This window comes from Leptolyngbya sp. FACHB-541, assembly GCF_014695875.1.
GTDB lineage: Bacteria > Cyanobacteriota > Cyanobacteriia > Elainellales > Elainellaceae > JAAUTN01.
This window is the reverse complement of sequence record NZ_JACJPC010000129.1, coordinates 21,771-35,233: the sequence shown is the minus strand read 5'-3', so window position 1 is coordinate 35,233 and position 13,463 is coordinate 21,771. Positions and strand designations below refer to the sequence as shown.

The 13,463-nt window shown below is 51.7% G+C and carries 6 protein-coding genes and 1 pseudogene; 1 reads left to right on the top strand and 6 read right to left on the bottom strand.

Translation table 11 applies throughout. The features are described from left to right. Window positions 1-119 precede the first annotated feature (119 nt). The 5 genes and pseudogenes from H6G00_RS28165 to H6G00_RS28145 form a co-directional block, all read right to left on the bottom strand. A pseudogene (locus H6G00_RS28165) lies at window positions 120-809 on the bottom strand (amino acid transporter); the annotation flags it as partial. 800 nt (window positions 810-1,609) lie between these two features. Beyond that, window positions 1,610-4,186 (bottom strand): UDP-forming cellulose synthase catalytic subunit, encoded by a 2,577-nt coding sequence (gene bcsA, locus H6G00_RS28160; protein ID WP_190683550.1) that lies wholly within the window; start codon window positions 4,184-4,186, stop codon window positions 1,610-1,612. Continuing rightward, window positions 4,183-6,696, bottom strand: a complete 2,514-nt coding sequence (locus H6G00_RS28155; RefSeq protein WP_190799262.1) for a cellulose biosynthesis cyclic di-GMP-binding regulatory protein BcsB — start codon at window positions 6,694-6,696, stop codon at window positions 4,183-4,185. Before H6G00_RS28155 ends, bcsA begins: the two co-directional genes overlap by 4 nt. 124 nt (window positions 6,697-6,820) lie before the next feature. After that, complete coding sequence (locus tag H6G00_RS28150) at window positions 6,821-9,130, bottom strand: tetratricopeptide repeat protein (RefSeq protein ID WP_190799261.1); 2,310 nt, start codon at window positions 9,128-9,130, stop codon at window positions 6,821-6,823. A 2-nt stretch (window positions 9,131-9,132) separates the two neighbouring features. Beyond that, entirely contained in the window at window positions 9,133-11,037 is a 1,905-nt protein-coding gene (locus H6G00_RS28145; RefSeq protein ID WP_190799260.1) for a carbohydrate porin, read from the bottom strand. Window positions 11,038-11,372: 335 nt separating this feature from the next. On the opposite strand from H6G00_RS28145, the gene H6G00_RS28140 reads away from it, so the two are divergent. Continuing rightward, complete coding sequence (locus H6G00_RS28140; RefSeq protein WP_190799259.1) at window positions 11,373-12,152, top strand: hypothetical protein; 780 nt, start codon at window positions 11,373-11,375, stop codon at window positions 12,150-12,152. Between the two features lie 143 nt (window positions 12,153-12,295). Here H6G00_RS28140 and H6G00_RS28135 read toward each other — a convergent pair whose 3' ends face one another. Continuing rightward, on the bottom strand, window positions 12,296-13,057 hold the full coding sequence (locus tag H6G00_RS28135; protein WP_190799258.1) for a hypothetical protein: 762 nt from the start codon (window positions 13,055-13,057) through the stop codon (window positions 12,296-12,298). Window positions 13,058-13,463: the final 406 nt, after the last annotated feature.

Here is a 13,463-nt window from a genome sequence, read left to right as displayed (position 1 = left end):
AGGTCTTCCTCACTCTCACCAATCTCTAGCTTGTATACCCCTGCCATCCTTCGTCTTTGAACCCATCAAAAGCTTTATACCATCTGTAGCCTTACTTTGAAGAATTGGTATAACATTGCTAAAGGATTGCTATGACTGGCAAACAAAGCTCGTTGCCAATCCCCAATGACAGAAGGTTGCTGAACAATTTGGGACACCCCAACTCCAATGGTGATCAGGTTCAACAGCAGGTAAGCACCCACCAAAAAAACCGCTAGACCGATCGCCTCCTGAAATCCTCTAAGAAATACAGCTCCCAGTAGGGTAATGAGTACGAGGGTAATGGCGATCGCCTGCCCGTGCAAAAAGTGCGGGGCTAGAGGATTCTCAATAATATGAGCTGTAGCATCCGCTGCTGAAAGCGTAATAGTAATAATGAAATCAGTTGCCACAAAACCCAGTAGGCAAAGCACAAAAAACTTACCCTGCCACCAGGGAAGCAGATGCTCTAGCATTGCAATGGAGCCCTCTCCATGAGGGCTTTTGGCTGCAATCCGTCGATAGATAGGTAAAGCTCCAAACAGCGTTAGCAGCACCAGGATTAAGGTTGCCAATGGGGAAAGAGCGCCTGCCGCTAAAGCCGCAATTCCAGGTTGGTAGCCTAGAGTTGAGAAGTAATCAACTCCCGTAAGGCACATGACCTGCCACCAAACATGTTTCTGATGGGTTTGCTCTTTGGGGTAAGGGCCCTCTATAGTTTGCTTATCTTCCTCAAGCAACCAGCACATCATTCTGCGGTAGTACTTATTTGAGCTAACTGCGCGAACCATAACCCCTGCACCTCGCTGGATCAAACCTGTATTCAGAACAAGCTTTATCACTGTAAATGGTCTAATCCACGTTTTTACAACTCAGTTAGCAGCGGAAGCTGATCTGCACAACTCGCGGACATTAGAACGGTTAGTAGCGCGTTAAGCTAGAACGTTGGGTTCCGCTGCACTTCACCCAACCTACCCAACCAGCACAAATTGTGGATATTAGAACGGTAGGTTGGGTGGAGCAGAGCGGAACCCAACGCTTCAGACTTGCCATATTACGAGTCCCACAATTAGAAAAAAGCCGCGACTTTCCTCCAATCGTTCCCAAATTTTGGCTTAAACACCCAACATTAGCCCTTGATCGGGACGAAAAGGGGTTCTGTCGCGCCCAAAAGAAGTTTTGTCATCCCCGAAAGAGGTTCTGTTACGCCAAAAAGAGGTTCTGTCGTCCTGGAGAAGAGTTTTGTCACCCTGGAAAAAGATTTCGTCGTGTTTTTTGAGTTAAACCTTCTGTGCTAGGGCAATAACTCAACTGTTGACGTGAAGCCCTTCTATTTCCAGCCTGGATCTTTCTCTTTCACAAAGAGGCGGTTAGGGTTAATTGGCTGACACATCTTTTGATGTAGATGAGGTGGAACGACGTGAAGCCTAATGCTTGTGTGGATTCTGTTGGGTTGCGCTTTGCTTCACCCAGCCTACGGGGTGTTATTAGGTTTCAGAGTTTCATAAGACAAAGAGGTTAGGGATATCCCTAACCTCTTTGTTCCATAAATCAAGTTTTGAGCGGATGAGATTTTGAACAGAACGCTATTTCATCTCAGCGTTTTGAGAAGCTGTTTGATTTTGATTCCCTGTTGGCGATCGAGATTCTTGGGAAACCGTAACTCGATCACCGTGGGGCTAGTTGTAGAGGCTGCACTGTAAGGCGTATCCACCATCCGTCCTGGCAACTCAATCGTCTCAACTTGAGCAATCAGCCGTTTAGGGAGTGGGTCAGTGGAATATTGGCTGACTAACAGTCCTATTGCTGGCTTGTTGTGCCTCATCTCATCCAGGTTGTGAATTGTCTTTTCAGTCAACTCCAGACGCAGCGTGCGGGTATTGATCTCGGTTGCTGTGGCAGGGTGAAATTGCCCTTCCCAATAGATTTGCACAGCTGCGCTCACCTGTTTTCGCACCGTCACTCTGGGGTCTGGTTTGGGATCTTGGAATACCCGGAAGAGTCCCGTGATCAAAAACCTGAGCGAGCCCAACGGGTTGTCCAAGTTCTGGCGTTCTTGGGAGTACCACTGGTTAACGTCCGAGTAGAGAACCAACACCAGTGCGTCAAACTGGATTGGAGTCGGATTAACAAAGTCTACCGCTACGATGATCTGATTATCATTTTGCGGCGTTACCCGAATGATTTGCCCGTTTAGAAATGCTCGTGCGCCAAAGTCGCCCACCAGTTCTAGCTCAATCTGATCGGGCAGGTTGGGCCAATTTTCTAGCAGAATGCGGCAACCCGTCTCACTCGCATCCAGGGTTTTACCTGTCCAGGTCTGGTCTTGACTATAGATAATGGCTGTAAGCTGGCGATCGAGACGGTGAGCGCGGCGCAACTGAGGCTGCTCAAAGGCAACGAGAATTGCGGCAATCAACAGCAGCAGGTTAAACACACTCCAGGCGGCATTGATGATTACAGCTTCCTGGTTTTCGGGTCGCAAGATTAACCAGAAGGGCACCGTCATCAGGGAAACCAGCAGCAGAATGGAAACAATCACAGGCACCTGGGCAGAACTCCAGTCAAAGCTGCGTTTGTTGACCATCGTACCTTTGGCGGTCACGTTGAATTTGCCCAACTTGGGGTTGAGCAACGCCATGAAGGTAACCAGACCATCTTGAAATGCCATTGCATATTCAAAGATCTCGTTCCAGAAGGAAAAGCGTACAGTTTTGTAGGTGATGTAGTTGGCGTTCATCGCCAACACGATATGCGGCAGGGCGTAGGCTAGTGTTTCTGTACCTAAACCGCGAATCAGGTCAACGCCCAGCAGCAGGTAGAGGATGGGGGCGATCGCATACATCAACCGAGGAAACCCAAAGAAGAAGTGAGAAGTCGCCGAGAAGTAGCACAAGCGCTGCGCCAAACTGAGTTTGAGTTTGGGGTTAAACAGCGGGTTTTCTAGCCGCAAAATCTGTGCCATGCCTCGCGCCCAGCGGACCTGCTGCCCCACATAAGCAGAAAACCGCTCTGGAGCCAGACCTGCCACCATGATCTTGTCGTAGTAAACCGACTTGTAGCCTTTGGAGTGCAATCGCAGGGAAGTATGGCAGTCTTCAGTCACGGTCTCCACGGCAATGCCGCCCACTTCCTGCACATAATCTTTGCGGAAAACGGCTGCGGAACCGCAGAAAAAGGCAGCATTCCAGAAGTCATTTCCCTTTTGCAGGACTTTGTAGAACAGCTCATTGTTAACTGGGACTCTGCCCTGCGTCAGCAGGTTGCGCTCAAACGGGTCAGGATTATAAAACCAGTGAGGGGTTTGCACCAGCGCCACTTTGGCGTCATAAAAGAAGCCAACAGTGTGCAGCAAAAACTGACGAGTGGGAATGTGATCGCAATCCAGGATCAGAACTAGTTCACCCGTCGTGTGCTGCATTGCCGTGTTGATGTTTCCGGCTTTGGCGTGATCGTTGTTGTCACGTATCAGCATCATGCAGCCCAGTTCGTTGCAGATCTGACGAAGCTGTTCTCGCCGCTCAGGAAATTTGCGCCCGTCATCTAGCACATACACCCGCTTCTTTTCGGGTGGATAGTCGATCGCCATTGCTGCCAGGGCAGTTTTTCGCACAATTTCTACATCCTCGTTGTAAGTGGGAATGTAGATATCAACGCTAAACCACTGATCTTTAGGATAAGCAGAGAGGTCTACGGGCTGGCGGTCTTTGAGTTTGAGCGTTTGAAAGTAGGCGAGCAGGAGAGTGGCGATCGCATACAGTTCTGCCCCAAACAGCAGAATACTCAGCGTTCCATTTACCCAGCTATCTAGATTCAGTGTGTAGCTGGTGCGGTAATAGAGATAGCGAAAGGTGGTGACAATACTCAGCCAGACCAAAAATAAGTGTAAGTATTCACTCGTCTGTTGTTGGGTTTGCCGCTGCTCTAGCCGCACCATAAACCAGCCGATCAGCATCAGCAGGATCGCCACGATGGTTTGTTGCCAGATCGTGAGTGGTGCAATAATCAGCGGCACTGACAGCACCAGCACCAAAAACACCAGCACCATCAGCAGAGAGCGACCCAACCCACCAAAGAGAACCCCAAGCCAATCTGGTAAGCGGCTGAGCAACCACAGGATTCCGGTCGGACGCGGGCTGCCCTGATGCTCATGAGAAGAACTGGTCATCTTGCACCTCCACTGGCAATGCGGTTGATATAAAGTTGAGAAATGCCGTACAGCATCAGCGCAGCTACTACGATGCCAGTGGGCAGAAGAAACCAGTTGTCTTGCAAGAAGCGAGTGGCCCGACCCAGCAGGTTAGTTTGCTCGATTCGCCGCTGGTTGGTCTGCTGAAGAAACTCCAAGTTATAGCCTGTCGCATCGTAGGGAGAAGGATTTGGTTGATTCGCTGCCACTAGCACCGTGTCTCCCTGAAATTGGAAGAACAGCGGATCGTTGGCAAACATTTCCTGTACCCGATCCAAGCCCTGGTTTGACTGAGCAGTGAGAGCCAATAAGATACGCTCGGCATTCCAGGGAGAAATCACGGACTTGATTACGCCTTCCTCATCAGATAAGGTTTGCAACTGGTTGTTGTTGCGCTGACGAGAAAAGAATTCACCTAACCTCAGCCCCCCAGAATTTGCCGCAAAGGCTTCGGGAATGGGGAAGCGATCGCGGATGCCAATTCCCACCAGGTTCTTTTGCTCTCGTACCTCTGCTGGGACGCTGTTTGCCTGATAAACGTTTAGCTTTACCGAGTCAGCGCGGCTGACTCGTCCCAGGCGTTCGCTCAGCTTCAGCAGCGTCATCACTTCGTAATCGTTGGGTGCGTCGGGCAGCACGACTGCCGTGCTGGAGAGATCTTGAGGTGCAGCGAGCGGAAAGCCCGTTTGCAACAGCCGCAGGTCGGGCAACTGCACCGCATTCTGCCGATTCAGGTCAAAGCTAGTATCACCATGAACGGTACCCCAAAGCTGCTGATCCTGACTTTGACCACATTCCTCCGTGACCCGTGGTCGCAGGACAAACAACACTTCAATTTGAGAGTTGGGCTGAATCAGGCTCTCTGGCAAATTCACATTGAGAGATTCGCGTCCCCCTTCTTCTGAAGCGAGTCGCTTGCCACCAACCGTCACACCATCAATCCGAACCTCGATCGCTGAAGTGCGAGGATTGACCTGAGGGCTGTAGCTGTAGCGCAGCGTCATTGTGTTGCCGCGCATAAACTGGTCATCGGGCAACGCCCAAAAGTTAAACCGAATCGGTGGCGCATTGGAGCCATGCACAGTCGTGTCTTTGAACGGTTCGCCATCCGTACCGCGCAAACTGCTAAGGGTAAAGGTGTCTTCGGTGGGCAGGTAGCGATCCCACTGACGCGGAGGTGGGGATGAAACTTCGTCGATATTAGTGACAATTAGCGCCTGACCTGCGCCTAGTGACTGACCATCAGACTGCACAAGAAACTGTACGGCTTTGGCAACCCCGGCAGCATCGTTGCCTGTAGCCACTAAAACTGGAACGCCATTGTCTTCCAACGTAGTCATCATCAGCACACCTACATCTCCCGGCAGGGTGCTGCGGTTGCCGTCTAAAAGCTGGTTGCCCTGAAACTGGAAGGGCAGCGATAGGTTTTTGAGCACAGGCTGTTCGGTGGGAGTGCCGATGAGAATCAGGCGATCGCCCCCCTGCACCTGATCCAAATCCGTCACCATGCGCGTATCGACTGGGCGAAAGTCGGCATAGCGCCCAGCAGAGGCTTGAAATCGAGCGGCAGAGGTGAGCCAAGATTCACTTAACTCTTTAGGACGCAGGTAAACCAGGCGATCGCGATCTAGCCCTAAATCGTCAATAAAGGGATAGGGATAGCGGTTAAAGTCGAGGGCGACTGCCTGCGGTTCAAACTCAAACAGCAATTTTGAATCGGGCAGCACCTCCGTCCATAGCGTCGGGTCAGTCGGGTCGGTGCATTCCTCTGAGTTCTGCTGCTGAGTGGCGATCGAAATCTCATTCCTGTCCTGCAACAGCGACGTGGGAATGTTAAACAAAACCTGTCCAACTTGAGAATTGGGTCGATTCAGCGCCACACTGCCGATGCTCGTATCATTCACCCGCACCGTCATGCTCGACTGGTTAGGCAACAGCGCCGGAGAATGCTGAAATCGAATCAGTGCCTTGGCTGACTTCACCCCCCAACCCCTCGGACGAGTAAAGCCCAGCCGCGTTTCTGGATAAATTCCCTCTAGCCGCAAGCGATTTCCCACTACTGGGCTACGGTTGAACGCCAGCATATATTTGTAGGTGGTTGCAGGCGTGGCTGGCTCCTCAGGAGATTCTGCTACAGGTGCAGCGGCTTCAGGCTGACGGGCAGCAGGCGCAGGTGCAGGACGAGGGGAAGTGTTGGAGGGTTGCGATCGCGCCCCACTACTAGCAGGTGGCGCACTCGGCGGGGCAGGGCGAGGACGATAAACCGGAGCCTGACGCGGCGCTTCGGGCAAGACAAACTCCCGAATTACTTGCTCTTCCTGTTGCTGAATTGGGCGATCGGTCTGAGCTTGAGCCAGAGTGGTGAGCCCCAACAGGGTACTCAGACAACTCAAACAGAAAAGCAAAATAAGCGATCGTCGCCAGAGGCGAAACCGACTAAAAATGGGGCGGAGGGGAGAAGGCGGAGGGGAGTGACGAGATGGACGCATAGGAAGTAGGGGAATTGAAGATTAGGGATTAGGGGGTGGAAACTAGGGAGTGGGGGAGCAGGGAGTATGGGGAACTGAGGAGGTTAGAACTTTTCCCTAGCCCTCAGCCCCCAGCCCCTAACCCCTAATACCGCTCCCAAGGCGGCTGAAATCCTCGCTGTTGAAGGAAGCCTTCTTCTAAAAGCTGCATTTGCTGATTCAGGTTTTCGTCTGTAATCCCTTGAGCAAGTTGTTGAACCTGAATTTGTTCGAGTCGCTGTAAGGCTTCCAGTCGTCTGCCCTGCACAGCGGTTAGGGCAATTAAGGAAGTTTGGGCGACCGGATCGTCAGGGCGGATGCTCAACACCTGGTTGTAAAGCTGGGCGGCGGAGTCGTACTGCCGCTGCTGGAACCGAATGCCTCCTAGGGCAGAAAGCGCATCGGTGTTGTTGGGTTCCTGGCTGAGGATGGTTTCGTAGGATTCGCTAGCTAAATCCAGATCACCTAGCTGTTGCGCCAGTTCTCCCTGGACAAAGTAAGCGCTGAGATTGGTGCGATCGCGGGCAATCAGTTCTGCGACTCTTGCCCGTGCCAGAGCAGGGTCACGCTGAGCGATCACCTGTGCCAATCGGAGCTGAATTGGAATGTTGTTAGGTTCAGCCTCTAGCAGCGTCAGGTAAAGTGCCTCTTGCTGAGCGTTGGCGGGCAACACGCTGAGCAGGTTATACAATTCTGGTGGTGTGTCAGTAGCGGGACGCTCTTGCAGCCAGCGGCTTAGCACCGCCTGTGCTTCCGCTTCAGAGATCAGCCGTCCCTGATAGGCAAGGCTGGCGCGTCCGAGTTGGAGGGTAAGGTTTTGCGGATCGCGGGCGATCAGCTGGTCGTAGAAGGCGATCGCCTCATTCACCCGTCCCTGCGCTTGCCGAATGCCTGCTAATCCTTGCAATGCGCCATTCAACACACCTTCATCTGCCGGATTGCTGGCAATGATTGATTCATAGCGTTGTGCTGCCGAATCCAGGTTGCCTTCACGCCGATCGATTTCTGCCAAAAGCAGGTTCGGAGACTGGTCTGCCGAGCCAACTGCTGCACTGTAAGCATTTAGCGCCGTTCTTGCCCCAGCGTAATCATTCCGCTGAATCAGAATTTGGGCGACGCGGAAGTTGAGCAGCGGTTCGTTTACGCCTGCCGACAGCAGCGATTGATAAATGGGCAGCAGTTCAGGATCGGGGGAATCAATTCGCAAGAGAGATCGCGCAATCACCTGTTGCTGGAAGCGATCGCTCGGCAAAGGCTGCAATTCTGCCTGAAGTCGCTGCCGCAGATCGGCTCTAGAAATCTGCCCAAGCTGACTTTGCAACACCAACTGCTGCGTCAGCAAACCCTTGTCATTCGGGAATTGCGGAGTCAACTGCTGGTAAAGCTGAAGCGCGTATGCCTGTTCACTCGATACGCCGCTCAGCACATCTGCCGCTTCACGCACCAAAGCCGGAGAAGCACTGGTTGTCGCGAGAACTTGGCGGTATAACGAGGCAGCTTCGGTGTAGTACTCGGTGTTGCCGCTGTAGCGTCCCATCACACTGAGGGCACGGGCTAGCGTCAGACGTGAATCACCCCGCCCGCGCAAGGGAGCGATCGCCGCCTCTGCCTCGGTAAACTGCCGATTTGCTGCATACGCCGAAGCCAACGCCGCTCGGAGCTGGATCGTATCTCGGTTAATCTGGGGCGACTGCCGCAGTTGCGGTTCCAGCACTTGAATTGCCTCTGCTGGATTGCCTGTTTCCTGGAGAGCCAACGCATAAGCGATCGCCGAATTCCCAGAAATCGACTGTCCACTAGCTCGGTAGCGGTTAAATAGCTCCAGACCACGCCGATAGTCGCCTGTGTAGGTGTAAACCTGCGCTGCACCCAGGACGGCATCCGGCGTGGGATTGTTTTGCAGCACAACTTCGTAGTCGGCGATCGCATCGGCAAATCTGCCCTGGTAGCTATACAGCAGCGCCCGCTGCGCTCTCGCCTGGTTATCGTTTGGGTCAATGGTCAGCAGCGTATTCAGCGCTTCAATGCCCCGGTTTTGCCACTCGGAACGATAGCCACCCAGCAAGCCAATGGTATTGAGTGCCAATCGATTGTTGGGGTCGATGGTCAACACCTGCTCGTAGGCTTGAAATGCCTCTGCATCCCGTCCGGCTCGACGGTAGGCGATCGCCAAACCCAACTGCGCCTCGACCGATTGGGGATTTTGCCGTACCGCCTGCTGAAATGCTGTAATTGCCTGATCGACCAATCCCTGACTCAGCAGCGTGTAGGCTCTGCGAATGGCAGAACTTACCGCCTGAGCTTGAGCAGCGGAAGGGGCGATCGCCAGCGCTAACAGCGGGGTCGCACTCAGACATGCCAGCAGTAGCAGACTAACCAGCCGATGACAGGATTTAGATAAAGCAAACTTTTTCATGGCTACAAGCTGCCCCTGGGTGTAACGTCAAATTCAGTCCGAATGCGGAACCCGGCGATCGTTTCCGAGAAACCATCGATCTGCTGGAGGGTGAAACCCAGTCGCAGATTAGGCAGCACGCTGAAGTCATAAAACAGCTCTGCCACATCAGGAATGTCGCGATCAGATCGACTCCGCAGTGACTCGTTAGACAAACCGCGACCGTAGGCTAGCCCCAGGCGATCGCTTGGCATAAACAAGTCCAAAAACGTCACGCCACCGCTGTAGGTATCGCCACTCGCATCCAGGTCACGGTTTTCATAGCGCCCGTAGCGAGCAAAAATTCCCATATTTAGCTCGGGGACAAAGATTTCGGCGTTGACTCCGTAAGACTCCTCGCGGTCAGACTCGCGCAGCCCAAACTCGCCATCACCCCGGTCAACGTCAAAAATCTCGTTAAATCCGCTGTCATTCCCAGCATCGCTGCCTATGGCATAGGTGCCTCGGATAATCGCATTTCCTAACCAGAAGGCAACTTCTCCAGCAAATCCGTCCAGGTCAAAGTCACCCATGTTACGGGACGACGAAAACACAGCAGCTCTAGCTTCGATGTTGTCGGTCAGACTCCAATTGACGAGTGCCGCAGGGCGAGAACCAATGCCCGTCGCGGTCAACGCTGGGTTCGTTTGAAACACCGGGTTAAAGAACTGACTTGCCCCATCTTTGGCAAAACTGTTGCGATCAAAGTAGGAGGTCAGGTCAAGTTGTCCAATCACAAACCGCAGGTTGGGTACATCTTCCAGCGATGCCGCCAGATACAGTTCGTTGATGCTCAGCCCGCCATCTGGCGAATCGGTCAGCGCATCCCCTTCCGTCAAGTCGAGCGTCGCGCCTGCCTGGAGGTTTGGTGTAATCGGATAAACTGCCCGCAGTCGCGCCCGCGCCGAAGATTCACTATCCTGAAAAATGTAAACACCTTGCAGGGTAATCGAGGGTGGTGTGAGTGCCGTACTGCGAAGTAAAGAATTTTCTCCTGAAGCCTGTGAGGTGAGCGATTCACCTGGAGGCGTTAGCTGAGCCGCTTGACTGGCAACGGGTGCAGTCGTTGGAAGCGTAGGGCTAGCAGCGACGCTGGGCAAAACTTGGTTGATTTGCGCTGCCTCAAAAGCAGAAATTGCAGCCGTATTGCTGGATTGGTCAGGCGTAAAGAGCCTACTTCCTACGTCGGTTGTAGCAATGGCGGTTGAGGCAATGGTGGTTGGAGTAGCGGCAGTTGGAATAGCCGCAGTTGGGGGAACGGGAGCGATCGCCCCTGGCATAACCGATGTGGGCTCAACCCCCGTCTCTGCTGATACAGGTGGCACCATCCCAGGTGTGGGAACGGGAATGGCGATCGCCGATTCATTTCCCGTCGATTCAGTCGCAGTTTCAGTTGCAGTTTCATTCGCCGATTCAGGGGACGCTGTAGCACCCGTCATCTGCGCGATTAACTCATCTTCAGTTTGGTAGTCAGATTGAGGATCAGATTGGGAAGGTGTGGGAGATCTCCAGGCAGACACCGTGACCGCAGCTATAGGAGCTGGAGCGGGTGGTGCAGTACCTGCTAAATTTGAGTCATTTTCGTCAGCAAATCGGTTTAGCGTCTCGTCTGTCGGCAGTGCGGCAATGTGAGAATCACTTTCTGCTGATTCGGCTACGCCTTTAGCCTCTGCAATGACCACTGCTGTTTCAGAATCAACCAATGAATCATGATCAGTTGCAGAATCAGAGCTTGACTCATCCAGAATTGCATCAGGGATGGGAGCGGCATTTGCTTTTCCTAAAGAAAAAGTTGAACCTGTAAGAAAACCGAATTCAAAGCAAACAAAATAGGCACCGGAAAACAATAAAAAGTTGAGGAGGACAGACTTAAAAAGTCCGACTTTCATTGGGGTCTTCACTCCTAAAGATCGTGTGAAAACAGACCCACTCAGAGGTAGGCTAGCTGTTTAATCTGCTGTGCAGTTTGATGGTTAAGGCTTAGTCTGTGGCTTACACAGGAAGGTCGAGGCTAGTGTGGAGATGCGTGGAGATGCTGCCAGTACCCTGTGTGATTTGGCAATTCTGTGCCAAACTTCTGTCTCTCTTGCCAAGGATTAATCTTCCATCAATACTTACGCAAATACCCTGTGTAATCCGGTTAATTTTGTGCCAAACTTCGGCTAGTTTGCTGAGGTTTTAATCAGCATTATTTGCTTGCACCAATCTAATCTGGCGATCGCTTATGTTCCTGAATCAAACTAATCCTACAATTTCCCACCAAATTCAAGCTGTTTTGAGGATTCAACAGCGAATTGTGTGTTTAACTGTAGTGCTGCTAGCAGTACTTCTAACGACTGGATGTGCTCAACCCATCAGTCGGTTTAGCCGATCATCCGAACCGGCCGTCCCACAGCTAGAGGTTGAGCGGATAGACCCATTTGGGCAACCAGGAGGATACAGGGTGACAGGCAGCACAAATCTACCTGACCAGACACAAATCACAATTTCTGCGATTCGCTATCTGCAAACCTCAGGTCAATTGATCGCTAATTCTGGCTCCTCTTACTCGGTGTTAGCCCGACAATTTGCGCCCGTTGAACAGGGAAGGTGGGAAGCCAACCTTACACTCTGGCAAGTCGCCCCAAACGGCAAGTTTCAAGAGGTTTGGCAGCTAGATCAGGGCAATCTAGGAGTGCAGGTTCAGCCCGACCCAAACGTGACTTTCTTAGTGACGCTTGATCCGGCAAATCAACCTGCAACATTACAAGACCAGTTAGAGAGCCAGGGTGAAACTTTAACAGGGAGTTTAGTGCAATTCAATGCAGATGGAGAGCTATATCTTCAGGCAAGCAAGACCCTAATTGTTGCGTTGCCCACTGGTGGTACAACTCCTCCAGTCAGTCAGACAGATGGTGAAGCGAATTCAACGTCATCGAGCTTAGGAGCCACTAGTGCCAGTCCACCAGCACTTAGCCCAACTCAAACAGATGCTCCGATCTCATCCGACGCTTTTCTACGTTAACTCCATCACCACCACGCGGGCACCTTGCCCGCTAATTGTCATTTATCACTTGTTACTTGTTACTTGTTAGAAACCAGTAGCCGATGACCAATGACTAACAGGCGAAGCCTCTAAACAGTTGCTTCGCCCGACCATTATTAACACTAAGCAGCTCCAGATTTGTAAGACACCGTAACAGGTGAAAGTGAGTTAGCTGGAATTGCGCCAACCGTTTGCAGCTCTTCGATTTGAGCCATTACTTGCTTGAGGTGGTCAATCAACTCATTCACCTGTTTTGGCTCTGCAGCATGAGTAGACTGAGGCACAGAGGCAACCCCTTGCTTCATAGCGGGCGTGGGCTCATCATAGTGAGTAAAAGTGGGTGCAGCAGAATGAGATGCCGCTTTGGAGGCTTGAGCATTTGCGTCAAACCTGCCAGAAGCGATCGCCGTTTCTAAGGGCTCAGTCGGATCATCATCTTCCACCGTCCGAACTGGATGCCCTGAAGGAGCAGAAGCAACGGGTTGAGCATTACCCTCTTCTACTTCATCTTGCAGAAAATACTGTAGCCCAGCAGCGTTTAAGCGCTTTTCAGAAAACTGGAGGGCTTCGATTTGAGCCTCTTTTTCCTGCAAATCACGCTGTAGAGAGGAAACCTGATCTTCGACTTCAGAAGACTTGCGCGAAGACTGGCTCCAACCTAATGCCGAGATGGTAGCAACACCCATTCCAAGACTCATCACCGTTGCAATGCCCAGGTAAGGAGCAGCCAAATCTTTGACTTCACCGGAGAACACGGGTTCGTCCTCAAGGTGAATGTCCACTGGTTCGGAACCTAGTACGACCAATGGCAAAGTAGCGGCGGCAAAAACTGCACCTGACAGCATTACGGCTGGTAGCACGAAGCGTTGGAGTGGTGTAGTCATAATCTAATTCCTACTAAACAGAGGGGGGAATCGTTTTTCAATTTGGCGGCAGCAATACTCGATTGAAGTATTACTGCGGAACAACAGAATTACTGAAGTTTTGTTGCCTTTCCATCCAAGTTAAACGTAATCTCCGTAAACAACCGTATAGACCTAGTAAAGTCCGACGCAGTCCTGTAAAGTCAAAATGAACTTTCCTAACAATAAGATTGCGATCGCTGCAGACTATTTCTTAAACTTTTTTCTCTTCCAAAAAACTTTTCACATTCAGTTAAAGGAACAGTAAAATAAGCCTTCTAGCAGCCATTTCAGAGTGTTTTAGTACGTTTAAGTACTTAGACTTAAATACCTTTCAAAAGAGAAATATCTAGCTTCAGAGATTTAGCTATTTCGGTACAATTACTGT